The following is a 26,047-nucleotide window of genomic DNA, read 5'->3' on the forward strand; positions in this document are numbered from 1 at the left end:
TTAATGCAGAGCCTTTTTCAAAACATCTACCTTGTCCAGATGTTCCCAAGGCAGGTCCACATCCGTCCGGCCAAAGTGGCCATAGGCTGCGGTCTGGCGGTAGATGGGTCTTCTCAAATCCAGGCTCTTGATGATGCCGGCCGGGGTCAGGGAGAAGTTCTTTCTGATCAGTTCCACGATTTCTTCTTCCGGAATGGCATTGGTGCCAAAGGTGTTGACCGCGATGGAAACCGGGCGGGCTACGCCGATGGCATAGGCCAGCTGGATTTCACATTTCTTGGCCAAACCGGCAGCCACCACGTTCTTGGCCACGTAGCGGGCTGCGTAGGCAGCACTCCGGTCCACCTTTGTGGGATCCTTGCCGGAGAAGGCGCCGCCCCCATGACGAGCCATGCCGCCGTAGGTATCCACGATGATTTTCCGTCCCGTCAGGCCGGAGTCCCCCTGGGGACCGCCGATCACAAAACGGCCGGTGGGGTTGATGTGGTAAATGGTCTTTTCGTCCAGCAATTCTGCCGGAACCACCGGTTTGATAACGTATTCCAAAATGTCCTTGCGCAGCTGTTCCATGGAAACCTTTTCGCTGTGCTGGGCAGAAACTACGATGGTATCCACCCGGACCGGCTTGTCGTCATCATATTCCACGGTAACCTGGGTCTTGCCATCCGGCCGCAGATAATCCAGGATTCCCTGTTTCCGGACCTGGGCCAGCCGGTAAGCCAGCTTATGGGCCAGGGAAATGGGCAGGGGCATATATTCCGGAGTTTCGTCCGTGGCATAGCCGAACATCATGCCCTGATCGCCGGCGCCGATTTTTTCATCGTCGTCCTGGTTGCCGCCCTTGGCTTCGTCGGATTCATCCACGCCCATGGCAATATCCGGGGACTGTTCGTCGATGGACAGCAGCACCCCGCAGGTAGCTCCGTCAAAGCCGTATTTGGCACGGTCATAGCCGATGTCCATTACGGTCTGCCGGGCAATTTTGGCAATATCCACATAGCAGCTGGTGGAAATTTCCCCTACCACATGGATTTGGCCAGTGGCTACCAGGGTTTCACAAGCAACCCGGGCATTGGGGTCCTGGGCGATGATGGCATCCAGGACTGCGTCGGAAATCTGGTCGGCAATCTTATCAGGATGGCCTTCCGTTACAGATTCAGATGTAAAAAACTTTTTCATAGTTCCTCCTTGAGTAAAAAAAATACTCCCCATTGAGAGAGAGTATATAGGCTCTCATCTCACAATCGAAAAACCGCATTGTAGGATTTAGCACCGTTGGCTTACGCCATGGTTGCTGTGGGTTCATTGGGCCATTCCCTCCGCCACTCTTGATGAGCAATATGTAGTTTGCAATAAAACATTATATACAACTGTATCAAAAAAAGCAATAGTCAACCCAGCCTTCCCGGAGAAAGGCCGGGGCTGCCTTTTAGTAATGGACCACATTCTTGCCGGCCCGGATTTTGTCCACCACCGGCTGGCCTTCCTCACTGCGCAGGTAGTTCCAGGTAGTCTCCGGCACCAGGGCCTTCACTTCGTCCCAGTTGCCCTGCTGGATATCCCGGCGCACGGTAGAAGCACTGACCACAATGCCGTTTTGGGTTTTCCGGGGCACAATGACGCAGCCAATCCCCGCTTCCGGCAGCCGTTTGGCCATGACCTGGTTGTAGAGCCCGGTCACCAGGCTGGTGGGTTCCTCCCCTACGTAGCGGGCGGTAATGCCCATGCGGGCAGCAATTTTCGTGAAAATGGCCAGGTCCAGGTTGGCGTGGCTCAGGATTACCGCTTCCTCATCCTTTTGGAAGTAGCTGGGGAAGGTGTTCTGGCTGATGATGTAGGGACCGCTGTCGTGGTAGCGGATATTCTTCAAATGGGCCGTGCCTTCCATAATCAGGCGCTTGCGCACCGTATAGGGAAAGAAGCTGGCGTCCTCGCTGACCATGAACAAGTGCACCAGGTCATTTTCCTGGGCGGCCTTTTCCACCAGGTACTGGTGTCCCAGGGTAAAGGGGTTGGCGTTCATCACCACGGCTGCCACCCGGGGTGCTTCCACCTTGCTTTGGGCCAGCTGGTCCAGGTAGTGGGCAAAGCCATCGTGCTTATTTTCCATAAATACCACCTGGTCTTCTACCCGGGCAATTTCGTAAAAGCCCAGGTCCCCGAAGAACTTGGCGGACGAACATTTGGTGTACAGGAACAGGTGGGTATGGCCCTGTTCAAACTGGCGCTGGACCAGATGGGAAACGATTTCGTTCATCAGGCCTTCCCCCTGATGGTGGTGATCCACCGCCATGCAGCGCAGGGTATTTCCAAAGCAGCTGCCGGTGGCTACGGCGTGGTAATCCTGGTCAAACATGACACAGGTATAATCCAAATTGGCATCCCGGCGGATTCCTTCCTGCTCCAGCAGTGCATTCACTTGGGCATTGGTGCGGGTGTCAGAAGGGTACACCGGAGAAATTACATAATCAGACATAAGCTCCTCCGTACGTTCTAGAATGGTTCCATTATAACACAAAGGAGAGGGCCCCCTAAAGGGCACCCTCTCCAATCTGACACTCAACTTTTCTTATGTACCGTAAAAGGAAACAGTTACATCCGGACCAGTTCGTATTCCCGGGTGCCCAGGCCTATCTTCACGCCATGTTCCAGCGTGGTTTCCCAGTCCACCAGGGGGTTGCTGTCCAGGAAATGGTCGTGGTGCTCCTCCCAGCCCTTTTCGGCCAGGTGGTCGGACAGCTGGCTGTTGGGCAGGGGCGGCATCTTCTGGCAGGCATCGGCGCAGGCCTGATCCACGGCAATGGGATCGGTGGAAGCAAAAATGCCGATGTTGGGCAGAATGGGTGCGTCATTTTCCCCGTGGCAGTCGCAGTTGGGGGAAATGTCCATAACAAAGTTGATGAAGAAGCTGGGCCGGCCGTGGAGCACAGCCAGGGTGTACTCAGCCATTTTCCGATCCAGCAGCTCGTTGGCATCCCACTGTACCGTTTGGATGGCGTCAAAGCTGCAAGCCCCAATGCAGCGGCCGCAGCCTACGCACAGGTCTTCGTGAATAAACGCTTTGTTGTCAATGTACTCAATGGCGTCAGAACCGCATTCGCTGGCACAGTGCCGGCAGCCCCGGCACAGCTCCGGGTCCACCTTGGGAGTACCGGAGGAATGCTGTTCCATTTTCCCGGCCCGGCTGCCGCAGCCCATGCCGATATTCTTGATGGCGCCGCCAAAGCCGGTAGATTCATGACCCTTGAAGTGGGCCAGGCTGACCACAATGTCCGCATCCATAATGGCCCGGCCAATTTTGGCCTTTTTGATGTATTCCCCATTGGGTACGGGAACTTCCACTTCATCGGTGCCCCGCAGGCCGTCCCCGATGATGACCTGGCAGCCCGTGGTGGTAGGATTGTAGCCGTTTAAGGCGGCACATTCCAGATGGTCCAGGGCGTTTTTCCGGCTGCCCGGATACAGGGTGTTGCAGTCTGTCAGGAAGGGTTTGCCGCCCCATTCCTTGATTAGGTCCGTAACCGCCTTGACATACTGGGGCCGGATGGTGGCCAGGTTGCCCAATTCGCCAAAATGCATCTTCACAGCCGTATATTTGCCTTCGAAGTCAATGCTGTTCATTTTGGCCACTTTGCACAGCCGCTGGAGTTTGGTCAGCATGCTGGTACCCACTGGGCAGCGAAAATCCGTAAAATACACTTTTGCTTTTTCCATGAATGAATAACTCCCCTCGGTGCTTTGTCCTCAAACGGGACAGGTGCCCTGTACCTGATAAAATAGAGTAAAACCGCTTAATGGTGGTACTTTTCGTTGCGCAGAATCTTGAAGGCCCGGTAGATCTGCTCCAGCAGAAGAACCCGGATCATCTGGTGGGTGAAGGTCAGGGGTGAAAAGCTCCAGCGGAAATCCGCCCGCCGGCGCAGGTCATCCGTATAGCCAAAGGGGCCTCCAATGACAAAGGTCAGATGGCTGACCCCCTCCACCATCCAGCGGTCCAGCTTCTCCGCCAGCTGGGGAGAGGAAATTTCCTTTCCCTTCAGATCCAACAGCACCACATAGCTGTGGTCGTCAATCAGCTTCAGGACGCGCTCCGTCTCTTTTTGCAGTACCTGCTGCTCGGCAGCCGGAGAGGCGTTTTCTGGCATTTTTTCTTCCGGAATGCATTTGATTTCCAGCTGGCAATAGGCCCCCAGCCGTTTCACAAATTCCGCCTCTGCGCTGCGCAGATAGTCTTCTTTTAATTTGCCCACACAGGCAATGGTAATCTTCAGCATCAGTTATTGCTGTCCTGCTGGGGCATTTCTGTTAAGGTTACGTTCTTATCCACTTCCGTATCGCCCCGCAAGATGGTGACAGGAACCGTCTGCCCTACCTGGCACTTGTTCAAAGCGTCCCGAAGAGCAGCCACCGAATCAACCTTAGTCCCATTGAATTTGGTAATGATATCATTCGGGCGAATGCCTCCCTGATAGGCTGGACCATTTTGAAACAATTTGGCTACAAACAGCCCTCCTCTCAGGTCGATATTGAACCCAAACCGTTCTGCCAAGGTCTTGTCAATGAGGCTGACCCCCAAATACGGGCGCACCACCCGGCCCTGTTCGGCCAACTGCTTGATAATGGGTTTGGCTTCGTTGATAGGAATGGCAAAGCCAATGCCTTCTACGCCGCTGACCACAATCTTGGCGCTGTTGATGCCGATGACCTGACCGTCTGCGTTGGCCAGGGCCCCGCCGGAATTGCCGGGGTTAATGGCTGCGTCGGTCTGGATCAGGCGGAAGCGCTGCTCACCCAAATCAATGGTCCGGTTCAGGGCGCTGATGACGCCGGCGGTTACCGTACCCCGGAATTCCATGCCCAGGGGGTTACCGATGGCAATGGCCGGTTCGCCCACCATCAGGGTATCGGAATCACCAAATTCCGCTACCGGCAGATCCTCGTCGGCCTGGATTTTCACCACTGCCAGGTCCGTGGTGGGATCGGTGCCCAGCACCTTGCCGGTGTAGGTTTTGCCGTTGGACAGGCTGACCACAATTTCCTGGGCCCCTGCCACTACGTGGTTATTGGTCACAATCAGGCCATCCTTGCTGTAGATGACCCCGGAACCGCTGCCCTTTTCCACCAGCTGGGTCCGGTTGAAATAATCCCGCACCAGGGCCTTGTTGGTAATACCCACAACCGTAGGACCCACTTTCTTGGCAGCCTGGACGATGGGAGTATTCCGATTGGCACTGAGCTTGGAATCGGCTTCCTTCATTTTCTCTTCCTGGGTGGTAGCCGGCTTGGCAGCCGTCTTATCATTGGTGGCCTTGCTGGCCAGCCCGCAGCCGGCAGTAAAGAAGCTCATGCTGAGAGAAAGAGCCAGTAAGGTGCTCAAGGTTTTTTGGGAAAGTTTGCGTTTCATACGATCACTCCTTTAGGACCGGACATTGCTTACCAGCTCCTGCTGGGAAGCCACGAACAGTTGAATCTGGTGGGGCTGGGGCATTTGCTTCAGCTGGTTTTCCACCGTTTCATAGGCGATATGGGGGGTATTGTTTTTTTCACTGAGATGGGCCAGGAATACTTCCTTGGGCAGCACCGGCAGTTCCGTAAGAAATTGGCCCGCGGTCACATTGGACAAATGGCCGTATTGGCCGGCAATGCGCCGTTGGAGCTGGGGCGGATAGGGTCCGTTGCGCAGCATGGTTTCATCATGGTTGGCTTCCAGGATGAGGACTTCTGCGCCTTCCACAGCATTTCTCACCGTTGGGGTAATGGTGCCGCAGTCCGTCAGGTAGGTACACTTTTCGTCCCCGTAGAACAGCTGGTACCCCACCGGATCCGCCGCATCATGGGAAATCTTAAAGGGTTCGATCCGGAGCCGGCCCAGGGTGCAGGACCGGGGTACCGCCCGCACCTGTTCCCGGGTAAGCAGCCGGCGCACCGGCAGCTGGGACCAGGTCTTTTCATTGGCGAAAATGGGTACGGTTCCGTAATGCCGGCCAAACACATCCAGTCCGGCCACGTGGTCCTTGTGCTCATGGGTCAGGAAAATCCCGCTCAGGTCTTCCGGCTCCAGGCCGCATTTCTTCAGGCCCTGGACAATCCGCCGGCAGGAAATCCCTGCATCAATAAGCACCGCCGTGTCCCCCACCCGGATCAGGGTGGAATTGCCCCGGCTGCCGCTGGCCAAAATATCAACTTCAAAGTCTGTCTGCATCGTTTCTAACACCTTTACCAATACAAAATTACCGTTTTTTCTAGGAAACAGCCCTCATAACGTTACTGTATATTATAACAAATCCAAAGGGCAAAATGTAAAAAAACACCGAACTCTTACAGCTCGGTGTTTTTACAGCTAGGATTATGCTTTCCGCTGGCATTTAGGGCAAACGCCATAGAAATAAAATTGGTGTCCGTTTACGTCAAAACCGGTTTGCTTGGAAACCATGTCTTCAATCTGTTTGGCCTCGATATGGGGCACATCAAAGACTTTTCCGCATTTGGTGCATCTGATATGCGGATGTTCCATTACATTGGCATCATACCGGTAACTTTCTTCCCCCGTATTCAGTACCTGGACTATACCCAGTTTGCTGAAAATCTCCACAGACTTATACACGGTTGCAAAACTCATCGTAGTGTATTTGTCTTTCACCTTGTCATAAATCATTTCTGCGGTGGGGTGTTCTTTTGTATGAGCCAGCATCTCATAAACGGCCAAACGCTGAGGCGTTACCTTGCAGCCATTGTCCCGGAGCACTTTTGCCAACTCATTGGAGCTTAACATTCTCGCCACCTCCCTTCCTACCCACAAGTGAATGCGGCTGATATCTTATTTAATAACTGTAATTAATATATATTATTTTTTGTTCTTTGTCAATTTACTTTCCTAACTTGTTATTTAAAAAAAATGATAAAGTTTAGATTGTTAAATTTGTAGCTTTTTGGATTGTTTAATGTTATTTTTTAGTTAACACTTAGTTTCACCCTGAAAAAAATAAAGCCTTCTGACAGGCAGTGCAAATGCATCCATTTCTCAGGAAAGCATCCTGCTGCGGCAGAGAGCCAAGGGCTGCAAAAATACATAAATATTTTACCATTATTATTTGGATTTTTCCATAAAAACTAACAATTTTTTTTAGGAATTTTTACACTTTTGGTTTTCTCCTTCCCGCGCAGTAGTCGTGCTATAATACATAGAGACCTTTTGGCCTGTTTGCAAGGAGGAAATGCCATGAAAAAATCTATGCTGCTCTTCACCCTGGTACTTCTGGGCCTTTGGAGCCTGGGCGGTGCCGTGCTGGCCTCCAGCCCCGTGCCGGAATACGGTCCCGGCTACGGGTGGTATTGCCAGGGCGGCGGTCCTGGTTACGGCTATGGCTGCGGCCAGGGGCGCGGCAAGGGCTATGGCAGCGCCAGGGAAAGGCTGCCCCAGAGTGCTCCCCCAAATGGGAACTGCCAGGGCGGTACCTGCTGGGTCGGCCAATAACAAAAAATTCGGGTGTGCTCAGCACATCCGAATTTTTTATTTCCTGTATTCAATCTTGAATGGTTACCGGCATACCCACATAGGCTACCTGGCGCAGCTCTTCCAGCTGGTCGTTCTGCAGCCGGACGCAGCCCTCCGAGGCATTGGTGCCGATGGAAGCTGGATCATGGGTGCCGTGGATGCCGATGCCGTCCCAATTGCCCCCGCTGAGGTTTCTGGTATCCAGGCTGATAAACCAGGGCCCGTAAGCTCCGGCAATGGAACCGTTGCCATCTCCAAAGTCATGGGTCCAGCTGGAAGCATCATCAATTTCGTCCACCAGAAAAGTGCCCGTTGGGGTCATGTTGTCCCCGCTGACCTGTTTCTGGCCCAGGCCGCCCTTGCCTACGGCGCAGCCCCAGGCCCGGACCACCATTTGGCCGTCCATAAGATAGAATTTATGGTCACTTTTATCAATCAGCACCCGATATTTAGTTCCTTTTTGCAAGGGAGCCGTCAGCAGATTGGTTCCTTGGGAACCTTCTCCCAGGCCCGGGCCTCCCTGCTGGGTGCCGATTTCCCCGGTTCCGGAGCTGCTGGCTGCGGGCTGGGCAGGCGTCTTTTCCTGGGCAGCCGTTTGGGCTGAAGCAGCCGTTTGGGCCGGTGCCTTTATGGAAGGACTGGGTCCCAGTCCTCCCTTGTAGCCAAAAGCAAAGCAGCCGGCCAGTACCAGCACCAGGCAAAGGACTGCCAGTACCCCTGCCGCCAAGCCTTTATGGGAATGCCCCCCTGGGCGAGAATTCGTAGTCATATGGTCCATCCTTCTTTCCTAATGTCTTTTATCATACCATTCTGCTATTTTTCTAGCAAGCGATGGTCCAGGGCCCAGGGTAGATTTTGCGTTTTTTTCACTTTTTGGACTGCGGTAGGGCGAGCAGTCCTCCCCTTCAGGGATTTTGCTTCAGGTATTCGCTCCAGCTTAGATTGGTTTTCCCCGCCTTTTTCTCCACGGTATATTGGTAGAACTGGCGTACCCGGTAGATTTTCCGGGCATTAGCGCTTTCCATCCAGCCAGTGGCCTTTAGGTTGAGCAGATCCAAGCCCCCCAGCTTGGCCTGCCGGTCCGTAATGGTTTCCAGGCTGTCCTGGGGTGCATTCCGCCAAATGTCCCAGATGGCCAGAAAGGCCGTAGTCCGGCCCACCCCGGCCTGACAGTGGAAATGGAGCCAGGCCTCGGGAGGCAGGGTATCCGCCCACTGCAGGAAGGCATCCACCTGCTGGGCCTCGGGCCAGAGATGGTCCGTGCAGGGGAACCGCTTATAGCCCACCCCAAAGACGGCGGCCAGCTGCTCCTCAGTAGGTGCCAGCAGCACCTGTACGGAAACCGGATCCTTGGGGAGCTTTTTCTTGCTCAGGGAATAATAGGTTTCTTCCCTGCCGCTTAGCTGGGAAAGCTGTCGGTTCTCCGCTGCCGTAACCGCTGCGGGGGCAAGACCCACGTTGCCCCAGTTGTTCTTCCCGTACCAGCTGACCGCAGCCCCATTAAAATAGCCGTGGGATTCCTGGCGCAGGTCCACATCCACCACCTGTCCGGGCTCCACTCCCCGGGCTTTCAGGTCGTTTACCACGGCCGCCAGGTTCAGGGCCGAGGGCTGGCCGCTGCCGCTGGCCCGCAGGGGCTGGTCCACCCGGTAGTTCCGGGGCAGTTTCAGGGTATTGGGGGCATCCAGCCGCCACACAAAGCCCGGCTCCCGTTCCACCTTGACCTGCAAAGCCGGGGCCGCCGCCCAGGCACCTCCCATAAACAATTGGCTGACCACCAGCCACAGGGCAGCACGTTTCTTCCACTGCATCCCATCATCTTCTTTCCTAATATAGTCCTTTAGCGGAGCTCTGCAGCTTGCCGTACAAATGGCACACAGACTCCGGCACTGCTATTTTTCCGGCAGCCAGCCAAATTTCCGGCAGGCATTGAGGATTCCGCCCTTATCATTGTCCTGGGTCACATAATCCGCCCGTTCTTTCAGGACCGGCCGGGCGTTGCCCATGGCAATGGCGAAAAAGGGTTTCCGGAACATGGTCAGGTCATTGAGCCCGTCCCCAAACACCACGGCGTCAGAAGGATCGGCGTGAAGCAGGTGCATGAGCTTTTCAATGCCCCTACCCTTGTCCACCGGCTCCACCAGATACGTATGGTCAATATAGGGCAGGTGGGGCAGGCCCTGCTGAAAGGCAGGTTCTGTACCTTCCGCTTCCCGGGCATAGGTAATCTTGAAAATCGGGTCCAGGGCTTCAATGTCCACCGGACCTACGTGGGTGGTCATGTAGTTTCTAGGGTCTTCCCGGGGGTAATCCTGGTAGGGCGTATACCGGTCCAGGGTGTTATCCACCACCACCGCCCAGGGCTGCTGCCGTCTGGTCAGGTCCCGGAGCAGGGCCCGGGCAGGTTCCAAGGGGAGCCCTTCCATGGACAGGATTTTTCCGTCCACCGTAAGGCTGCTGCCCCCGTCCGCCACCATAGAAGAAATTCCGTGTTTCTGGGCAAAGGCTGCCGCATCACACTGGATTCGGCCTGTGGCCAGGGCTACAAAGTGCCCGGCGGCCTGGAGGGCATCCAGGCAATACTGGGTATCCGGAGGTACCTGCTGGGAAATCCCCAGGCCCAGGGTCTGGTCAATATCAAAGAAAAAATATTTTTTATGCATAAGTCATCCTTTTCCTTAGCCGGCGAGCCGGCTGATTTTTCCTTATTATACCACGGGGATTTGTGCTTTTTGGAGAACAAGTGTAAAATAGAGCCATTGACCCCACAGGTTCGGGCTGACGCTCTGCGCCGGCCTAACAATAGAGAAGGAGTGATTCATATGCTGAAATTTCTGCGCAGCTGGCATACCCGCCTTACCGCAAAGGACCCTGATGCCAAGGGCCGTTCCGTCCACGGCCTGCTGGCCTTTGTCCTCTTGGCTGTGCTGTGCTTATGCCTCTTTTTTGCCCATTCCATCTACCAAAAGAGAGAAGCCGAAAAAGCCGAACTGGAACGTTCCCTGCGCCTGCAGCAGGCAGAACAGCAGCAGCGCCTGGAAGAAGCCAAACGGGCAGCCCAGCAGCCCCGGACCCCGTCCCTGCCAGTTCCTTCCCAACCCGGTAACGCAGGAACCCAGCCCCAGCCAAATGTCCGCCCGCAGAATCCGCCTCAAGGCCAAACTGGCGGCTTGCCCCTGGAGCCCAAGGTAAAGGCCCAGACTCCTACCATGATTCAGCCAGGAAAAGGCGTCCGTTAAGGACAATTCATATTTATCTTGATAAAAACAAGAAAAAACAACCCCTTTTTGCTTGAAACTTGTTTCATCCTAGTATAGAATGGTACACAAGTGTTTCATATTGCAGAAAGGGGTTGTACTACTTTGTCCGAACAAAATCCTTTAGATTCTTTCGGTTCCCGCCTTGGCTTTATCCTGGTTTCTGCCGGCTGCGCCATTGGCATTGGGAACGTCTGGAAGTTTCCTTACCTTTGCGGCCAATTCGGGGGCGCCGCCTTTATCCTGATCTATTTAATCTTTCTTCTGATTATGGGCATCCCCGTCATGGTCTGCGAATTCGCCATTGGCCGGGGCAGCCGCCGCAGCGCTGCCAAAAGCTTTGAGGTGCTGGAACCGCCGGGCACCCGCTGGCACCGGCTGAAAGGCATCAGCATTGCCGGCTGCTACCTGCTGATGATGTACTACACCACCGTTACCGGCTGGATGCTGTACTACTGCTGGCTCCACATCAAGGGCACCTTTGTAGGCGCTTCACCGGAGTTTATCAAGGCTTCCTTTGGCACCATGCTGTCCAGCCCCAGCATCCTGGTAGGCTGGATGGTGATTACCTGTCTGCTGGGCTTTGCGGTCTGCTATTTGGGCATCCAAAACGGGGTGGAACGGATCAGCAAGTGGATGATGTCCGCCCTGCTGCTGCTGATGATTGTCCTGGCCGCCCACTCCCTGTTCCTGGACGGGGCAGAAAAGGGCATCGCCTTCTACCTGATTCCCAATTGGGACTCGGTAAGCCAGCTGGGCTGGGGCAACATGATTTTTGCCGCCATGAGCCAGGCGTTCTTCACCCTGTCCATTGGTATCGGCGCCATGCTGATTTTTGGGGCCTACCTGCCCCACGGCCGCAGCCTGTTTGGGGAAGCCACCACCATTACAGCCCTGGACACCTTTGTGGCCCTGATGGCCGGCTTCATCATCATCCCGGCCTGCTTTGCCTACGGCATTGAGCCGGACGCCGGTCCGTCCCTGATTTTCCTGACCATTCCCAACCTGTTTGTACAAATGCCCGGCGGCCGCTTCTGGGGCATGATGTTCTTCATCTTCCTGTCCTTTGCCGCCCTGTCCACGGTCATTGCCGTATTTGAAAACATCATCGCCTTTGGCATGAACCTGTACGGCTGGGACCGGAAAAAGAGCGTGCTGATTAACGCCGTCTGCGTGATTCTCCTCAGTGTTCCCTGCGCCCTGGGCTACAACCTGTGGGCCGGCTTCCAGCCTCTGGGCCCGGGCACCGCCGTGCTGGATCTGGAAGACTTTATCGTTTCCAACAACCTGCTGCCCCTGGGCAGCCTGGCCTTTGTGCTGTTCTGCACCCGGGAAAACGGCTGGGGCTGGAAGCACTTCCTGGCGGAGGCCAACGACGGGGAAGGCCGGAACATTCCCACCTCCCTGCACAGCTACCTGCAATACGTACTGCCGCTGATCATCATCTCCATCTACCTGAAGGGCTATTACGATATGTTCGCCAGCCAGGGTACGGAAGTGCTGGTCAAATGGTTCTGCGTGGCCTTCCTGTTCCTGGGCTTCATCTTCTATTGCAGCGCCGGCAAACCTGCGGCTTCCAAAAAAGCTGCCAACGAATAACCTAAAAAAGAAATGCCTATGGATGCTTTCGTCCATAGGCATTTCTTTTTTTGCGTTTAGGCGTCTTCCAGTTTTTTCCGGATGGGAATGGGCCGGCCTGCCTCGTTGATGGAGACATAGGTAAAGACCCCGTCCGCCGCCTTAATGGGCGCCGCGTCTTCCGTTTCCGGCTCCAGATAGGCCACCACCTCCACGTCCAGGGAGCTGCGGCCCACCCGGATGACCCGGCCTTCCAGCTGCAGCACCGTGCCGTAGTGGATGGGCACGTAGAAATTGATGCTTTTCACTGCTGCCGTGGTCACCCGGGTCCAGGTAAAGCGATGGGCCGTAATCCCCGTCACTTCGTCCATCCAGCCCATCAGGGTGCCCCCAAACAGATTTCCCGCGGAGTTGGCCATATTCAGCATCACCGAACGGGTCATGGTGCAGGTGGCAGTCATGCCAGGGCCCTGCTTTCCTCCATGAGTTTCACAAAAGCAGCGGCCACAGCCTTGTAGCCTTCTGCGTTGGGATGGAGCCCGTCCAGCAGCAGTTCCTTGCCGCTTTCTGCAGCGGCCTTGGTCAGCACTTCCTGAAAGTCCAGCACCGGAAGGTTCCGGCGGGCAGCTTCTTCGTCCAGCCAGGCCCGGTAGGTTTTCAGGGCCTCATTGTGCTTGTCCACTTCACTGGGCACCTGCCAGCCGGCTTCGGCACTTTTCAGGGTAGTCAGCGGCGGCTTGCCCAGCACAATCACCTTCAGCCCGGCTTCCTGGGCCTTATCCAGGGTCACCTGGATATTTTCTTCGATGGAGCTCATGGGTTCATCCAGCATGATATCCCGCATGCCGCACAGGATAAAGACCCCGTCGGCATTTTCGTTCAGCACATCATAGGGGAACATCCCCCGCATCACCAGGGTCAGTTTGCCGCCGGCAGCGTTGTTCACCACTTCCAGGCCCAGCTTTTTGCCGGCAATGTCCGGCCAGGTTTCTGTTAACGTTACGTTGGGGCAGCTTACCAAGCTGTCACCGATAAAAGCCATTTTCATAGTCATTCTCCTTATTTTAGGTGCGGGCGCTGAAATCCTTGCCCGCCTTCAGCTGCTGCAGTGCGTTGATGGCCAGCTGGCTCATCAGCCGGGAACCGACCACCAGGGCCTGTTCATCCGGGCAGAATTTGGCGTTGTGCAGACCGTGGACGGGCTGGTCTTTGATGCCGCAGCCCAGCCACAGGAAGGCGCCGGGCACCTTCTGCAGGTAGAAGCCAAAGTCTTCGGCGGTAAGGTCCGGGGAAATACCGGGCACCAGGGCCTCGTCCCCCAGCACCTGGCGCACCGTTTCTGCTGCCAGCTGGGCCGGTACCGGCCAATTGTCCAGTACCGGGTAGCCATAGAAATATTGGAAATCGTAGTCGATGCCGGCACTGAGCTTCAGCCCTTCCAGAATGCCCTTGATGAATTCCGGAATCTTTTTCCGGTTGTCTTCATCCAGGGTCCGGATGGTGCCTTCCAGGGTCACTTCCCCGGGTACCACATTGTACCGGGAACCGCCCTGGATGGTGCCGAAATTGATGGTGGCCGTAGCCAGGGGGCTGATCCGCCGGCTGACAATATGGCTCACCTGCTGCAGGAAGTCGGCAGCCGCCATAATGGCATCCACCCCTTCCTGGGGATGTCCGGCATGGGACGTTTTCCCTTTGATAATCACCTTGATCCGGTCGGAGCCGGCCATTAAGGCGCCGGCCTTAACCCCTACCTGGCCGCATAGGAAAGTGGGCCACATATGGAGGCCAAAAACCCCCTGGACCCCGTCCAAAAAGCCGTCCTGCATCATGTACCGGGCACCGCCGGTAGGAGACATTTCTTCCGAGGGCTGGAACAGCACCCGGACGCTGCCTGCCAGTTCGTCCTTCCGGCGCAGCAGGCGCAGGATGGTCTCCAGCAAAGTGGTGATATGCATATCATGGCCGCAGGCGTGCATGACCCCAGGGTTTTGGGAAGCATAGGGCAGACCCGTAGCTTCCGTTACGGACAGGGCATCCATATCCGCCCGCAGGGCAACCATAGGGCCGGGCTGCGCCCCTTGAATAGTAGCAGCCACCCCGTAGTGGCCCTTGCCCCGGACCGGGTTAAGGCCCAGCTCCGTCAATATATCAAAAACCTTTTGGGACGTTTGTATTTCTTTGGTGCTGACTTCCGGGTGTTCATGGAACCAGCGGCGCCAGGCCACACATTGGGCCTGCAATTCTTCTTCAGTCATTTTCTGTACATCCATAGATTTCCCCTCCAACCTTGATGTTCCAGGCAGCTTCCCCACTCCAGAGGAAATTTCCTGGTAAGGCTATTCTAACACGGAAACAGGGTTTGGGAAATGGTTTCCCCGGGTCCCCTTCCCGGCAGAGAAAAAGCCCCCGTCCCAAGGGACGGAGGCTCAGTACTACAGGATTCAGGCGTAATCGGCACCTTCCCAGAGGACAATCTTTCCAGTTTTCAGGGATGCGGGAACGTTGATGATCCGCTGGTTCCGGCTGCCCTTAAAGCGCAGGTTCAAATCCTTCTCGGCGTCCACAAACTCGCCATCTACCAGGATATCCAGGTATCCCAGCATTTCCCGGGTAATTTCCGGGTCCCCCACCTTGCCGGCCAGCAGCTCCGTATCGTACAGATAGCCGCTGTAGCACCAGATGGTCTTTTCCGGAAACCGTTCCCGGATGTGACGCAGGAGGCCTACCAAAACTGCCTGGTTGGCGGGTTCAAAGGGTTCCCCGCCCAACAGGGAAAAGCCCCTGATGTAACTAGGTTCCAGGTCTTCCATAATTTCTTGCACGGCTTCGGACCCAAAGGGTTTGCCGTATTGGAAGTCCCACGCCTCCTGGTTAAAGCAGTTCTTGCAGTGATGGGTGCAGCCGCTGACGTACAGGGATACCCGGACGCCGGGGCCGTTGGCCACGTCACATTTTTTTATGACAGCGTAATTCACGAACAAAAGCCTCCTTACAGGTGTAATACTCTGGATTTGATTTCTTTGGTCTTGCCTACATTCCAGAAGTTTTCACCCAGGTAGCCGCAGGTCCGGCGGGTTACGTTCATCTTGGACTGGTCTTTGTTATGGCATTGCGGGCATTCCCATTCCAGGTTGTCGTTGATCATAATCTCTCCATCAAAGCCGCAGACCTGGCAGTAGTCGGATTTGGTGTTGAATTCCGCATACTGGATATTATCGTAAATGAACCGGACCACATCTTCAATGGCCGTGGGGTTCTTCTTCATGTTGGGCACTTCTACGTAGGAAATGCAGCCGCCGGAAGAAATGGGCTGGAACTGGCTTTCAAATTTAAATTTGGAGAAAGCGTCGATGGGTTCCCGTACATCCACATGGTAGGAGTTGGTGTAGTAGCCCTTATCGGTAATATCGGGGATGGTACCAAAGCGTTCCTTGTCGATCCGGGCAAAACGGTAGCACAGGGATTCTGCCGGGGTGCCGTACAGGGCAAAGCCCAGGCCGGTCTGTTCCTTCCATTCGTCGCAGGCCTTGCGCAGACGCTTCATCACCCGCATAGCGAATTCTTCCCCTTCCGGGGTGGTTTGGCTGACGCCCTTCATAGCCTTGGTGCATTCGTACAGGCCGATGTAGCCCAGGCTCAGGGTGGAGTAGCCGCCTTCCAGCAGCTTGTCGATGGTTTCGCCCTTCTTCAGCCGGGCAATGGCGCCGTTCTGCCAATGGATGGGGCTGACATCGCTGCGAATGCCTTTCAGGGCGTTGTGGCGCACCATCAGGGCTTCGTAGCACAGCTGCAGCCGTTCGTCCAGCAGCTTCCAGAATTTGTCTTCATCGCCTTTGGCAATGATGCCAATCTGGGGCAGGTTCAGGGAAACTACGCCCTGATTGAAACGGCCTTCGAATTTATAGTTGCCCTTTTCATCCTTCCAGGGAGACAGGAAGGAACGGCAGCCCATGGGAGAGAACACATTCCCCTGGTAGATTTCCTTCATCTTCTTGGCAGAAATGTAGTCCGGGTACATCCGTTTGATGGAGCAGCGTACGGCCAGCTCGGTCAGATAGTCGTACTTGCCGCCCTTCAGGCAGTTATTTTCGTCCAGCACATACACCAGTTTGGGGAAGGCCGGGGTCACATACACGCCCACTTCGTTCTTGATGCCCTGGAGCCGCTGCTTCAGGATTTCTTCGATGATTTGGGCATTTTCCTCAATGTATTCGTCCTGGGGATCCAGGTGCATGAACAGCGTTACAAAGGGGGATTGGCCGTTGGTGGTCATCAAGGTGTTGATCTGGTATTGGATGGTCTGGACGCCGCTGGCCAGTTCATCCTTCATCCGGCTGTCCAGCACAGCTTCCATGTCCTCTTTGGACATTTGGCCATGGGTGGTTTCCAGCAGGCGTTTCTTGAATTTTTCCCGGCTCCGGCGCAGGTACTTGCCCAAATGGGATACATCTACGGACTGGCCGCCGTATTGGGCAGAAGCCACGGAAGCAATAATCTGGGTCATTACGGTGCAGGCTACCTGGAAGCTCTTGGGGCTTTCAATCAGCTTGCCGTGCATAACCGTGCCGTTGTCCAGCATGTCGCCCAGGTTTACCAGGCAGCAGTTGAACATGGGCTGGATGAAATAATCGGCATCATGGAAGTGGATGACACCGTCATCGTGGGCCCGGGAAATTTTTTCCGGCAGCACCACCCGGCGGGTCAGGTCCCGGGAAACTTCCCCGGCAATCAAGTCACGCTGGGTGGAAACCATTACCGCGTTCTTGTTGGAGTTTTCTTCCATAACGTCCTTATTCTTGTTGCTGATCAAAGACAGGATGGAGTCGTCAGTGGTATTGGCCTTGCGGACCAGTGCCCGGTTGTACCGGTAAATGATGTAGGCCTTGGCCAGGGCATAACGGCCCCGGGTCATGATCTGTTTTTCCACCATATCCTGGATATCTTCCACCAGCAGTCTGGTTTTTTGCTTGTGCTCCACGAAAGAAGCGATCTCTTCAATATCTTCCAGCGGAAGCTGCTCTTTTTCCTCTACGGCCTTGTTGGCCTTTTGAATGGCTGTTACGATTTTGCTGCGGTCAAAAGTTACCGTAGAACCGTCGCGCTTGATTACTTTTTTAGCCATACCCGATCCCTCTCTCCTGAATTTTTTCTACGCAATATATTGTCATTCTTTTATATACAGTTATTTTTGACTGCCCTAATATCATACAATATCTCGAACCATTTCGCAACTACATATTGTGTAAACATCAACGTAAATACACCCAAAACACAACAGGCTGTGTGTTCTCGCAAAGCGGACAAAGATTACGCTTTTGCCTTTTTCCGTTTCAATCTGTCTTTTTATCTATTTTTTCAGAGGCCAAAAAAGGCGGAGGAATGAGCCCTCCGCCTAGTTGATAATATTTATTGTTTACACTTCATTATTGTTTTCCGCAGACAATCTGGCCCGAAATTCTTCCTGAATTTTTTGTAACTCTTCTGGCTGCTGAACCAATTCCAAAATGGTATCCGCCAGAATTTTGGCTCCAAACACAATGGCCTTATGGGCCGCCTCCGACTTGCCGGCCTGGATAAAGGCTTCCGAATGGGATACCGTTCCCGGGGGAACAAAGGCTACCCGGATGCAGGAGCCGGGAACCCGGTGCATTACATTGGCAAAGTCCGTGGACCCGGTCCGCTCCCGGGGCGGCTGGCAGTTGGGAGCCTTCAGCTGCCGGGCGTGGCGCATCAGGATATCGTTTAAGGTCAGGTTGGGAATCTTGTTGTCCAGCAGTTTGCCCAGCTGGTATTCCACCTGGGTTTCCGTCATCAGGGCGGCCCCCTGGTAGATTTTCTCCAGCCGCTGCATCAGCCCCTTCACTTCCCCCACTGTATTGCCCCGGACCATTACCTGGGCCTGGGTAAAGCTGGGGACCACATTGGCAGCGGTGCCGCCGGCGTTCAAAATGTTGTAATGGATCCGCACATCGTCGGGCACATGCTCCCGCAGGCACTCAATGCCGTGGAAAGCCAGCACCATGGCGTCCAGGGAGCTTCGGCCGTCTTCCGGCTTTAGGGCTGCATGGGCCGCCTTCCCATGGTAGGTCAGGGTGTATTCCCCGTTGGCCAGGCATTTGATATCCGTCTGGGTGGCGGGGCCCCCGTGCATCATAAGGGCCACATCCAGTTCCTCAAAGGTCACCCCATTTTCAATCATAATGTATTTGCCGCTGATATTTTCTTCCCCGGGGGTGCCGTATACCGTCAGGGTAAAGGGTCTGTCCCCAGCTACCTTTTTGATGGCCGCAGCAGCGCCCAAAATGGCCGGTCCCTGCATTTGATGGCCGCAGCCATGTCCCATACCGGCTAGGGCATCATATTCGCACAGAAGGCCAAAATTGGGGCCCCCTTCCCCGTTTTTCCAAACGGCCTTAAAGGCTGTGGGCAGGGTAGCCAGTCCCCGGGTTACGGTAAAGCCCTGCTGCTCCAGATAATCCGTCAGCAGCCCGCTGGCATACACCTCGTTGGGCCCCACCTCCGGGTGATCATAAATGGCATCGGACAGCTGCCACAATTGGGGCGCCAATTCATCAATCCAGGCATTGGCCTGGGCAATTTTCTGTTCCAGCATGTTGTCTCCTTCTTTCTTGGCAAAGTTTTACATCGGTCCCAGCTGGATAAATTGGGCAATGGCCGCCAGGATGCAGCCCACCACCAGCCAGATGAGAAACATTTTCCACATAAACCGCATCCACCGGTCGTAGGGGATGTTGGTCACGGACAGGGAACCCATAAGCGCTGTGGAGGTAGGCAGGATGTAGTTGCAGAACCCATCCCCAAAGTTGAAGGCCAGCACCATGGTCTGCCGGGTAACCCCCAGTACATCGGAAAGGGGCGTCAGGATGGGCATAACCGCCATCGCTTGGCCGCTGCCGCTAGTCAGGAAAACGTTGATGATGGTATTGGCCACCACCATGCCGGGAGCAATTACCACCGCCGGCAGCCCTTCCAGCATTTGGGACAGGGAATGGACAATGGTGTAGGTGATTTTTCCGTCGTTCATAATGGAACTGATGGCAGCTGCCATACCGATGATGTAGGCAGCCCCCAGCATCTTTTTGCTGCCCTCAATAATGTCCTTGCACACTTCGTTGGCGCTGGCGCCGCACAATAAATCTGCAGCTACCGCATAAACCAGGAACATGGCAGACATGTGATTCATTCTCCACTGCCAAACAATTGTGCCATAGATGATAAAAGCAAAAACTACAATCAGCAGAATAAGGGGAATAATTTTTTTGGTAGTCAGTTTTCCGGTTGCTTCCAAATCCAGCGTGCCTTCCCGCTGGAGAGTTTCCTGGTCCAGGTCGTACATGGGACTCAGCTCCGGTTTGGCTTTCACCTTATTGGCATACCGGATCAGAAAGATATTGGTCACAATGTAATACACCACAAAGCAGAAGGACCGGTAGCCCAAGCCGGAATAGGGCGGTAGCTCCGCAATGTTCTGGGCCACCAGGGTGGTCGATACATTCAGGGTCCCCGTAGAAAAACCAATAGCTCCACCCAGCAGCATAATGGAAGCCCCAGAAATGGAATCCAGGCCCATGGCCATGCTCAGCATCACCATCACTGGCGCAAAGGGAATAAAGGTATTCACGGCCTGGGTGGTGCAGATTAACCCAAATAGCAGGGTCAGGGCCGGGATAAAGATGTACAGCCGGTCCGAGAATTTCCGGGCGCCAATGGCCAAAAGGGCCTGGAGCGAGCCGGTTTTCGTCACCACATGGAAGGCGGCCCCGGAGAAGAAGATGATCATCATCAGTTCCGCCCTCTGCACACAGGCATTAATAATGTACAGAGGAATCAGCAAGGGGTTCACCCCGCTGCTCTGCACATAGTGGAAAGTTGCCGGATCCACCATTTTCCGGCCGCTGGCATTTTTCACGAAATCATACATCCCTGCGGGAATGATCCACGTAAGAAGCACCGCCAGCAATATCATCACGAAGATGATCACAAAAGTATGGGGTACTTCCATTTTTTTGACAGGTTTTCCTGCCGCCGCATTTGCTGTCATTTTCCTACTCCCTTTCCGCAGCAGCCGTTGCGGGCTGCTGCCCTTGATAGGTTCATTGTAAGAAAATTCAGCTTGTACGTCCAATTGTTCTATTTAATCTACTGATAGATTTTTTCTATCATTTGTACAAAATACTGGCTTACCGCAGCAGCTTCCATGCTATAATGGATGAAAATCGGTAAATTTGTCCCTAAGGAGGCAGCAGCATGACCTTTCCCCTGCGCCAGCTCCAATATCTCTGCGTGCTGGCAGAAACCGGCAGCTACCATACCGCTGCCCGCAAACTCTATATTACCCAGCCCACCCTCAGCATTGCCATCAAAAAGCTGGAGGAGTCCTTGGGGGTTCCCCTGTTCCTGCGGGACGGCCGGTCGGTAACCCCCACCCCAGAAGGGGAGCTGGTCCTCGCCTACGCCCGGAAAATCTTGGACCTGGACCAGGAGCTGGCCAGTGCGCTGCTGCCCTTGCAGCAAAGGCGCCAAAACAGTCTGCGCATTGGCACCTACCTGATCTATTCTTCCCTTCTGATGCCCACCCTGATTGCCGCCTTCCACCGCACCCATCCGGACGCCGAAATCAAGCTGACCCATGAGCACCACCAGGAACTGCTGCAAGGGCTGAAGAATAACCAATTTGATGTGATTCTCTCTATCCAGGATCAACCGGACCCGGAATTTGCCCAGCGGCTGTTGAAGCGGGAACCCCTGCTGCTGGCCCTTTCTCCGGACCACCCGGCCTGTGCCCAGGCCATTCCCGTAGCCGGCTCTCCCTATTCTTTTCTGGATTTGGAAGCTCTGCCAAAGGAACTACTGCTTTTGCAGCGACCCTACCAGCAGGTGCGGCTCCAGGAAGATAAGCTGCTGAAAACCGCTGGATTAAACCAGGCAAGGTTCAAAGAAGTGGGCAGCATCGAAACGGCCGTGCGCCTGGCAGCGGAAGGAATGGGGGCTGCTTTCTGCATGAGTTCCTACGTCCATGCCCTGCACATTCCCAAGCCCATCCGCTATTTTCTTACAGGGGACCTGCAGACGGCTCCCTGGCTGACCCTGTCCTATGCCAAAGGCCAGGAACACAACCCTACCCTCCGGGCCTTTCTCCGGCTCACCCAGGAAACCGTGGCCCAAATACTGTAAAAGGCGTTTCTCCCCAGTTAGGAGAAACGCCTTTTGGTTTAGCTTGCTAATACAATAGCCCGTACTTTTTGGCATCCTGCCGCAGCTGCTCCCGAAACTCCGGGTGGGCAATGGCAATCAGGGCTTCCACCCGCCGGGGAATGGAAAGGCCCCTGAGGCAGGCAGTACCGTACTCGGTTACCACGTAGTCCACCAGGGTCCGGGAACTGGTCACCACTGTCCCCGGCCGGAAGCTGGTGACAATCTTGGATTGCAGCACCCGTTTGCCGTCGGCAGTCTTGGCTTCGTAGGCGGAGGGCAGGGCCAGAATGGATTTACCGCCGGGAGAAAATTGGGCTCCTTGGATGGTTTCCGGCTGGGCCCCGCTGGCCGAGAACTGGCGAAAGCCCATGGATTCCCCTGCGCTTTGGCCAGTGAGATCAATTTCCAGGGTGGAATTCAGGGATACCATATTTCGGTTTTTGGCAATAATCCGGGGGTTGTTGGTAAAGGTCCCTGCCCGGAACAGGACGCTGTGGTTGTCGTCCACAAAGTCGAACAGGTCCTGTCCCCCGCTGACGCTGGAGCAGATGGAAAAGCCGTCCATAAAACCCTTTTGGGAATTGTCCACGGCGCCGGAACGGATCAGCTCCAGCATGGCATAGCCAAACACCCCGGAGTGGATGCCCAGGTGCTTCCTATTGCGCAGCTCCACAGCTACCGCATTGGGCAGATGGCCCACCCCCAGCTGCAAGGTGGAGCCGTCCGGAATCAGTTCTGCCACCCGGGCGGCAATCTTCTGGTCCACAGGCTTTGCTTTTCCGGGGTTCCCTGCCGGTACCGGCCGGTCCGTTTCCGTAAAGGCGGTTACCCGAGACAGTGGAATCAGGGTATCCCCGCAGATTCTGGGATACTTGGAGCTGACTTCCAAAAGGACCAGGGCTCCCGCATTAATAAGGTCCCGTTCAAACAGGGTACTCACCGAAAGAATGAAGTTTCCTTGGGCATCCAGGGGGGCCGCCGTTGCCAGCAGCACCGGCCGGCGACCTTCCCACCGGGCCCGGTCCATAGTCTTGCGCACCAGGCTGGTGGTATCCCCGGGCAGAAAACTGCACAGCCCTTCCTGGCAAGCCTTGCGTACAGGCGGACTGAAGAACCAGCTCACATGTTCCACCGTATCCCGCATAGCCGGGTCATGGAACCAGGCATGGTCATAATTGGGCCCACAGGAATTGAACACCAGATTTTTCCGGCCCCACTGCCGCAGCAGGGGCATCTCCTCAATCAGGGTCACCGGTGCTGAACTGCTTTGGGCGCTGAAAATATAATCGCCGTCCTGGATAGAGGCAAGCACCTCTGCCGGCGTTTTCCGTTTGGCCAGGTATTGGCTGTTTAAATCCATGATAACCTCCCTTAGGACTGGTGTGCTCCCCGTCAAGTAGACAGTTCCTAATAATATAAACCTCTACGCCGCCATTTGGTAGCTATTATGTTTTTGCATAGGGGTCAAACGGCCCAAATTCCGCTGCAAACGGCCACTGTTGTAATACTCCATGTAGTTATTAATCATCGTTACCAAAGCTTTACGGCTGTCGAAGTCACGAGTATAGTACCGTTCTCTTTTCAGCATGCCCCAGAAGCCTTCCATCGGGCCATTATCAATGCATTTTCCTATCCGTGACATACTCTGCGTCATACCAGCATCTAGAATCATCTTGCGGAAATCCCTGCAGGTGTATTGGAATCCCCGGTCAGAGTGAAACAGGGGATGCGCGCCAGGGTTTTTCAACAATGCCTTATTGAAGGTATTGAATACCAAATTTTTATCGTTCCGGTTGCTTATCACATAGGAAACAATTCGTCTGTCATACAGGTCAATAATCGCGCTCAGATATACCTTATGCACAACTACCCCCTCATAGTAGTGAAATTCTGAGACGTCAGTACACCATTTCTGGTTAGGGGCATCGGCTTTAAATTCCCTATTCAAGATATTTTCTGCAATGTATGCAGGATCTATTGCACGCTGGGTGCAGCCCTTAGGGGCATATTTAATCGTAGACTTTATATTTATCACTCGACAAAGATGAAGAACGCGACCGTCACCAATTGCTATTGGTTTCGTGTCAGGATAGATCTTCTTATTTGGGGCTCGTAAGTCATCAGCTATTCGTCTGTACCCTTTAGCTGGGTCAGCCTTGTATATCTCTTCTATTCTTTTAGCAATTTCCTTGTCGTCAATTTCGCGTGCTGAAGGCTCTCTATGAAGCCATTTGTAGTAGCCGGCCCGGGACACTTTTCCCAATTTGCACAGGCCAAGAATAGGGTAATTCTTTTCAGCGTGCAGTTCTTTAATGGCTTCATAAATGGCTCCATATCTTATTTGTGTGAATCCCGCCTCCTTTCCACAATATCGAGTTTTTTTAGGAAATCAATCTCCATATCCTTGGCTTTGAGTTTTGCATTAGCCAGTTTGAGTTCAGCTTTCATACACTCATATTCTGTAGGGGCTTCTTCAGGGACTTCTACTGGCTTCCTGTGTCCGCGCCCATCTATGAGTCCTTCGGTATTGTACTTATTATATTTTAAGACGTAATTTCTGACTTGCTGGTAGGAAACCTTAAACTTTTCAGCGGTTTCATGGTAAGCATTCCCGTTTTCAATGCAGTATTTTACGATTTCAACGCGCTCGTCAAAGGTCGTTTGTCTAGCTTTAGTCATGATCTTGGCACCTCCAGTACCCGAACTTTTTAGTTCCTCATGACTATTATACTTCTTTAACCAGTCTCTGATTTGACGAGAACTTTTTAATCCGTATTTTTGTACCAGCTGGGACATAGTCGTTTCGCCCTTAAGATATTCCTCTACGCATTGGATCTTAAGATCAGCAGAATAACTTTTAACCTGTCTTTTGTTAAATACCTCAGGACCATTTCCTATATATTCATCTACCCAATACTGTACTGCTTTCCAGTGAACCCCTAACCTTTTTGCAGAAACCATTGGTGATTCTTCATGAGCAAGAACAGCTTTGACAGCCTTTAATTTATCCTCTGCACTGACTTTCGATATAGACATTTTACATACTCTCCTTTCAACGAATCCAGGAGGTTTAACTATATGCCAGTCTACTTTATTCATAGCATACCAGNCATGAGCAAGAACAGCTTTGACAGCCTTTAATTTATCCTCTGCACTGACTTTCGATATAGACATTTTACATACTCTCCTTTCAACGAATCCAGGAGGTTTAACTATATGCCAGTCTACTTTATTCATAGCATACCAGACTGCTGCGCAGCCCGCTTTTAAGCTATTATAACAAAAAAATGAAGGATGATTCACCACGAATCATCCTTCATTTTTTGTACCTCAGCCTGCAAGCAGGCTGGAGGAAGAATTATAAGCTTTCAGCAAAGGCTTCCAGAGCAGTTTGTGCTTGGCCAAAGTCGCGGGTCTGTTGATCCACACCAACTTTGATCTGAGGAATATGGTGTTTGTTCAGAGCCTTCTTCAGGTCCGGATATTCCATTTCTTCAGGATCGCAGAACTGCATCATGAAGACTACAACGCCTTCGGCGCCGCTTTCTTCAGCCAGTTTGCAGACATGTTCGGAACGGGCATCTTTGGCGTAGTCCGGATCGTACAGGATAACATCGTTGTCCTGTCTGCCGAATTGTACAGCCAGAGCCTGCAGGCCGTTGTCCAGATCTTCCGGAGCATCTTTTGCGAAGCTGCGGCTTTCGTAAGCCACATCATCAGCAGCGATGGCCAGTTTGTTGTCGTCCAAAGCTTTCAGGATGCCAGGCATGTTGTAGGTGATACCGGAAACCAGAATCTTGTGACCATCGAATTTGCCCACAGGAGTGGCAGCCAATTCTTTGTTCAGTTGTTCCAGTTTGGCAGTGTATTCATCCTTCAGCATGAAGTAGGCAGCTTGCAGCACATAGGAACGAGCGCTGGCGGTGATTACATCGCAATGTTCGTTGGCCAGTTTGCAGAATTCACGACGAGCCTTGCGGCTGGCGTTGTAAACTTTGATTGCATTCAGGATGGCATCGTTGGCGATTTCATGGCCGCAGATTGCTTCCAGATGGGTCTTTACATTGTTGTATTGGTCATAGGTGTACTGCTTACCAGCAACATCTTGACGAACCTGAGGATGGGCCAGGAAAATAACCGGCATTTTGCCTTCCATGGCTACCTTGAAGTTCTGGCTCATAGGACGCAGGGTATCGCACAGAACGGGGGTAATGATACCGTCCAGGCAATCCAGGGTGCCGTCCAGCAGCATTTCCAGGGACAGCTGGGCCAGCGTGCAATAGAACGTAGCGCAGTATTCCTTGGAACGAACTTCGGTTTTGCCATTGGCGCCCCAAACACCCATGGGAACCATGTCAGCAGCATAAACCAGTTCTTCCGGGCAATAGTAAGGCAGGCAGCCGATCAGCTTTTTGCCTTCTGCCTTATATTTGGCAGCTTGTGCCTTCGGATTCAAAGCGATCTGTTTAAACTCTTCAATAAGTGTATTGATTGCCAT

The 26,047-nt window shown here is 53.8% G+C and carries 25 protein-coding genes and 1 riboswitch; of the genes, 4 read left to right on the forward strand and 21 right to left on the reverse strand.

Annotation, left to right across the window (positions count from 1 at the left end):
* The 7 genes from metK to perR form a co-directional block, all read right to left on the reverse strand.
* The gene (metK, locus tag C7E10_RS05135) at nucleotides 1-1,179 is read right to left on the reverse strand and encodes a methionine adenosyltransferase (RefSeq protein WP_105326271.1); all 1,179 of its coding nucleotides are present in this window, start codon (nucleotides 1,177-1,179) and stop codon (nucleotides 1-3) included.
* Nucleotides 1,180-1,230: 51 nt separating this feature from the next.
* Nucleotides 1,231-1,338: riboswitch (SAM riboswitch) on the reverse strand.
* 91 nt (nucleotides 1,339-1,429) lie between these two features.
* A complete protein-coding gene (gene citC / locus C7E10_RS05140; RefSeq protein WP_105326272.1) occupies nucleotides 1,430-2,476 on the reverse strand; it encodes a [citrate (pro-3S)-lyase] ligase in 1,047 nt (348 codons plus the stop codon).
* Nucleotides 2,477-2,592: 116 nt separating this feature from the next.
* Nucleotides 2,593-3,714: a DUF362 domain-containing protein gene (locus tag C7E10_RS05145; RefSeq protein ID WP_105326273.1), complete on the reverse strand. Its 1,122-nt coding sequence runs from the start codon at nucleotides 3,712-3,714 to the stop codon at nucleotides 2,593-2,595.
* A 77-nt stretch (nucleotides 3,715-3,791) separates the two neighbouring features.
* Nucleotides 3,792-4,274, reverse strand: coding sequence for a 23S rRNA (pseudouridine(1915)-N(3))-methyltransferase RlmH (gene rlmH / locus C7E10_RS05150; protein ID WP_105326274.1), 483 nt, complete (start codon nucleotides 4,272-4,274; stop codon nucleotides 3,792-3,794).
* A complete protein-coding gene (locus C7E10_RS05155; RefSeq protein WP_105326275.1) occupies nucleotides 4,274-5,404 on the reverse strand; it encodes a S1C family serine protease in 1,131 nt (376 codons plus the stop codon). The genes rlmH and C7E10_RS05155 overlap by 1 nt, the downstream gene beginning before the upstream one ends.
* Before the next feature lie 12 nt (nucleotides 5,405-5,416).
* Complete coding sequence (locus tag C7E10_RS05160) at nucleotides 5,417-6,202, reverse strand: MBL fold metallo-hydrolase (RefSeq protein ID WP_105326276.1); 786 nt, start codon at nucleotides 6,200-6,202, stop codon at nucleotides 5,417-5,419.
* 144 nt (nucleotides 6,203-6,346) lie between these two features.
* Nucleotides 6,347-6,772 carry a transcriptional regulator PerR gene (perR, locus tag C7E10_RS05165; protein ID WP_105326277.1) on the reverse strand — a complete coding sequence of 142 codons (426 nt, stop codon included), beginning with the start codon at nucleotides 6,770-6,772 and terminating at the stop codon, nucleotides 6,347-6,349.
* A 447-nt stretch (nucleotides 6,773-7,219) separates the two neighbouring features.
* Here perR and C7E10_RS05170 point away from each other — a divergent pair, with 447 nt between their 5' ends.
* Nucleotides 7,220-7,474 (forward strand): hypothetical protein, encoded by a 255-nt coding sequence (locus C7E10_RS05170; protein WP_105326278.1) that lies wholly within the window; start codon nucleotides 7,220-7,222, stop codon nucleotides 7,472-7,474.
* A gap of 49 nt (nucleotides 7,475-7,523) precedes the next feature.
* Here the strand turns inward: C7E10_RS05170 and C7E10_RS05175 are convergent, their stop codons facing one another.
* The 3 genes from C7E10_RS05175 to C7E10_RS05185 form a co-directional block, all read right to left on the reverse strand.
* A complete protein-coding gene (locus C7E10_RS05175) occupies nucleotides 7,524-8,264 on the reverse strand; it encodes a L,D-transpeptidase (protein WP_105326523.1) in 741 nt (246 codons plus the stop codon).
* A gap of 136 nt (nucleotides 8,265-8,400) precedes the next feature.
* Nucleotides 8,401-9,306, reverse strand: coding sequence for a phosphatase domain-containing putative toxin (locus C7E10_RS05180; protein WP_105326279.1), 906 nt, complete (start codon nucleotides 9,304-9,306; stop codon nucleotides 8,401-8,403).
* Nucleotides 9,307-9,387: 81 nt separating this feature from the next.
* Complete coding sequence (locus C7E10_RS05185; protein WP_105326280.1) at nucleotides 9,388-10,158, reverse strand: HAD family hydrolase; 771 nt, start codon at nucleotides 10,156-10,158, stop codon at nucleotides 9,388-9,390.
* A gap of 159 nt (nucleotides 10,159-10,317) precedes the next feature.
* Here C7E10_RS05185 and C7E10_RS05190 point away from each other — a divergent pair, with 159 nt between their 5' ends.
* On the forward strand, nucleotides 10,318-10,734 hold the full coding sequence (locus C7E10_RS05190; RefSeq protein WP_105326281.1) for a hypothetical protein: 417 nt from the start codon (nucleotides 10,318-10,320) through the stop codon (nucleotides 10,732-10,734).
* A 123-nt stretch (nucleotides 10,735-10,857) separates the two neighbouring features.
* Nucleotides 10,858-12,351, forward strand: a complete 1,494-nt coding sequence (locus tag C7E10_RS05195; protein WP_105326282.1) for a sodium-dependent transporter — start codon at nucleotides 10,858-10,860, stop codon at nucleotides 12,349-12,351.
* 56 nt (nucleotides 12,352-12,407) lie between these two features.
* Here C7E10_RS05195 and C7E10_RS05200 read toward each other — a convergent pair whose 3' ends face one another.
* From C7E10_RS05200 to C7E10_RS05230, 7 genes are all read right to left on the reverse strand, one after another.
* Nucleotides 12,408-12,791, reverse strand: a complete 384-nt coding sequence (locus tag C7E10_RS05200; protein ID WP_105326283.1) for an acyl-CoA thioesterase — start codon at nucleotides 12,789-12,791, stop codon at nucleotides 12,408-12,410.
* A complete protein-coding gene (locus C7E10_RS05205) occupies nucleotides 12,788-13,378 on the reverse strand; it encodes a GDSL-type esterase/lipase family protein (RefSeq protein WP_105326284.1) in 591 nt (196 codons plus the stop codon). The genes C7E10_RS05200 and C7E10_RS05205 overlap by 4 nt, the downstream gene beginning before the upstream one ends.
* Before the next feature lie 16 nt (nucleotides 13,379-13,394).
* Complete coding sequence (locus C7E10_RS05210; protein ID WP_105326285.1) at nucleotides 13,395-14,603, reverse strand: M20 metallopeptidase family protein; 1,209 nt, start codon at nucleotides 14,601-14,603, stop codon at nucleotides 13,395-13,397.
* A gap of 171 nt (nucleotides 14,604-14,774) precedes the next feature.
* The gene (gene nrdG / locus C7E10_RS05215; RefSeq protein WP_105326286.1) at nucleotides 14,775-15,308 is read right to left on the reverse strand and encodes an anaerobic ribonucleoside-triphosphate reductase activating protein; all 534 of its coding nucleotides are present in this window, start codon (nucleotides 15,306-15,308) and stop codon (nucleotides 14,775-14,777) included.
* A 14-nt stretch (nucleotides 15,309-15,322) separates the two neighbouring features.
* A complete protein-coding gene (gene nrdD, locus C7E10_RS05220) occupies nucleotides 15,323-17,455 on the reverse strand; it encodes an anaerobic ribonucleoside-triphosphate reductase (protein ID WP_105326287.1) in 2,133 nt (710 codons plus the stop codon).
* 291 nt (nucleotides 17,456-17,746) lie between these two features.
* Nucleotides 17,747-18,946 carry a M20 family metallopeptidase gene (locus tag C7E10_RS05225; protein ID WP_105326288.1) on the reverse strand — a complete coding sequence of 400 codons (1,200 nt, stop codon included), beginning with the start codon at nucleotides 18,944-18,946 and terminating at the stop codon, nucleotides 17,747-17,749.
* A gap of 27 nt (nucleotides 18,947-18,973) precedes the next feature.
* Nucleotides 18,974-20,395 (reverse strand): YfcC family protein, encoded by a 1,422-nt coding sequence (locus C7E10_RS05230; protein WP_105326289.1) that lies wholly within the window; start codon nucleotides 20,393-20,395, stop codon nucleotides 18,974-18,976.
* Between the two features lie 206 nt (nucleotides 20,396-20,601).
* Between C7E10_RS05230 and C7E10_RS05235 the strand changes: the two genes are divergently transcribed.
* A complete protein-coding gene (locus tag C7E10_RS05235) occupies nucleotides 20,602-21,528 on the forward strand; it encodes a LysR family transcriptional regulator (RefSeq protein ID WP_105326290.1) in 927 nt (308 codons plus the stop codon).
* Between the two features lie 46 nt (nucleotides 21,529-21,574).
* Here the strand turns inward: C7E10_RS05235 and C7E10_RS05240 are convergent, their stop codons facing one another.
* The 4 genes from C7E10_RS05240 to hgdB all read right to left on the reverse strand — a co-directional run bounded on the left by C7E10_RS05240 (nucleotide 21,575) and on the right by hgdB (nucleotide 26,047).
* Nucleotides 21,575-22,909: an acetyl-CoA hydrolase/transferase family protein gene (locus tag C7E10_RS05240; RefSeq protein WP_105326291.1), complete on the reverse strand. Its 1,335-nt coding sequence runs from the start codon at nucleotides 22,907-22,909 to the stop codon at nucleotides 21,575-21,577.
* Between the two features lie 63 nt (nucleotides 22,910-22,972).
* On the reverse strand, nucleotides 22,973-23,890 hold the full coding sequence (locus C7E10_RS05245; RefSeq protein ID WP_105325363.1) for an IS3 family transposase: 918 nt from the start codon (nucleotides 23,888-23,890) through the stop codon (nucleotides 22,973-22,975).
* On the reverse strand, nucleotides 23,887-24,786 hold the full coding sequence (locus tag C7E10_RS05250; protein WP_105325364.1) for a helix-turn-helix domain-containing protein: 900 nt from the start codon (nucleotides 24,784-24,786) through the stop codon (nucleotides 23,887-23,889). The genes C7E10_RS05245 and C7E10_RS05250 overlap by 4 nt, the downstream gene beginning before the upstream one ends.
* Before the next feature lie 121 nt (nucleotides 24,787-24,907).
* Nucleotides 24,908-26,047: a (R)-2-hydroxyglutaryl-CoA dehydratase subunit beta gene (gene hgdB / locus C7E10_RS05255; RefSeq protein WP_105326292.1), complete on the reverse strand. Its 1,140-nt coding sequence runs from the start codon at nucleotides 26,045-26,047 to the stop codon at nucleotides 24,908-24,910.

Source organism: Acidaminococcus hominis (assembly GCF_900291475.1).
Taxonomy (GTDB): domain Bacteria; phylum Bacillota; class Negativicutes; order Acidaminococcales; family Acidaminococcaceae; genus Acidaminococcus; species Acidaminococcus hominis.

Coding starts and splice junctions, on each gene's coding strand:
- C7E10_RS05185 (WP_105326280.1), bottom strand. CDS start 10,158: ATGCATAAAAAATATTTTTTCTTTGATATTGACCAGACCCTGGGCCTG.
- C7E10_RS05170 (WP_105326278.1), top strand. CDS start 7,220: ATGAAAAAATCTATGCTGCTCTTCACCCTGGTACTTCTGGGCCTTTGG.
- nrdD (WP_105326287.1), bottom strand. CDS start 17,455: ATGGCTAAAAAAGTAATCAAGCGCGACGGTTCTACGGTAACTTTTGAC.
- C7E10_RS05190 (WP_105326281.1), top strand. CDS start 10,318: ATGCTGAAATTTCTGCGCAGCTGGCATACCCGCCTTACCGCAAAGGAC.
- C7E10_RS05240 (WP_105326291.1), bottom strand. CDS start 22,909: ATGGATTTAAACAGCCAATACCTGGCCAAACGGAAAACGCCGGCAGAG.
- C7E10_RS05145 (WP_105326273.1), bottom strand. CDS start 3,714: ATGGAAAAAGCAAAAGTGTATTTTACGGATTTTCGCTGCCCAGTGGGT.
- C7E10_RS05230 (WP_105326289.1), bottom strand. CDS start 20,395: ATGACAGCAAATGCGGCGGCAGGAAAACCTGTCAAAAAAATGGAAGTA.
- hgdB (WP_105326292.1), bottom strand. CDS start 26,047: ATGGCAATCAATACACTTATTGAAGAGTTTAAACAGATCGCTTTGAAT.
- C7E10_RS05210 (WP_105326285.1), bottom strand. CDS start 14,603: ATGGATGTACAGAAAATGACTGAAGAAGAATTGCAGGCCCAATGTGTG.
- C7E10_RS05225 (WP_105326288.1), bottom strand. CDS start 18,946: ATGCTGGAACAGAAAATTGCCCAGGCCAATGCCTGGATTGATGAATTG.
- C7E10_RS05155 (WP_105326275.1), bottom strand. CDS start 5,404: ATGAAACGCAAACTTTCCCAAAAAACCTTGAGCACCTTACTGGCTCTT.
- C7E10_RS05205 (WP_105326284.1), bottom strand. CDS start 13,378: ATGAAAATGGCTTTTATCGGTGACAGCTTGGTAAGCTGCCCCAACGTA.
- C7E10_RS05175 (WP_105326523.1), bottom strand. CDS start 8,264: ATGACTACGAATTCTCGCCCAGGGGGGCATTCCCATAAAGGCTTGGCG.
- C7E10_RS05200 (WP_105326283.1), bottom strand. CDS start 12,791: ATGACTGCCACCTGCACCATGACCCGTTCGGTGATGCTGAATATGGCC.
- perR (WP_105326277.1), bottom strand. CDS start 6,772: ATGTTAAGCTCCAATGAGTTGGCAAAAGTGCTCCGGGACAATGGCTGC.
- rlmH (WP_105326274.1), bottom strand. CDS start 4,274: ATGCTGAAGATTACCATTGCCTGTGTGGGCAAATTAAAAGAAGACTAT.
- C7E10_RS05180 (WP_105326279.1), bottom strand. CDS start 9,306: ATGCAGTGGAAGAAACGTGCTGCCCTGTGGCTGGTGGTCAGCCAATTG.
- citC (WP_105326272.1), bottom strand. CDS start 2,476: ATGTCTGATTATGTAATTTCTCCGGTGTACCCTTCTGACACCCGCACC.
- C7E10_RS05235 (WP_105326290.1), top strand. CDS start 20,602: ATGACCTTTCCCCTGCGCCAGCTCCAATATCTCTGCGTGCTGGCAGAA.
- metK (WP_105326271.1), bottom strand. CDS start 1,179: ATGAAAAAGTTTTTTACATCTGAATCTGTAACGGAAGGCCATCCTGAT.
- C7E10_RS05160 (WP_105326276.1), bottom strand. CDS start 6,202: ATGCAGACAGACTTTGAAGTTGATATTTTGGCCAGCGGCAGCCGGGGC.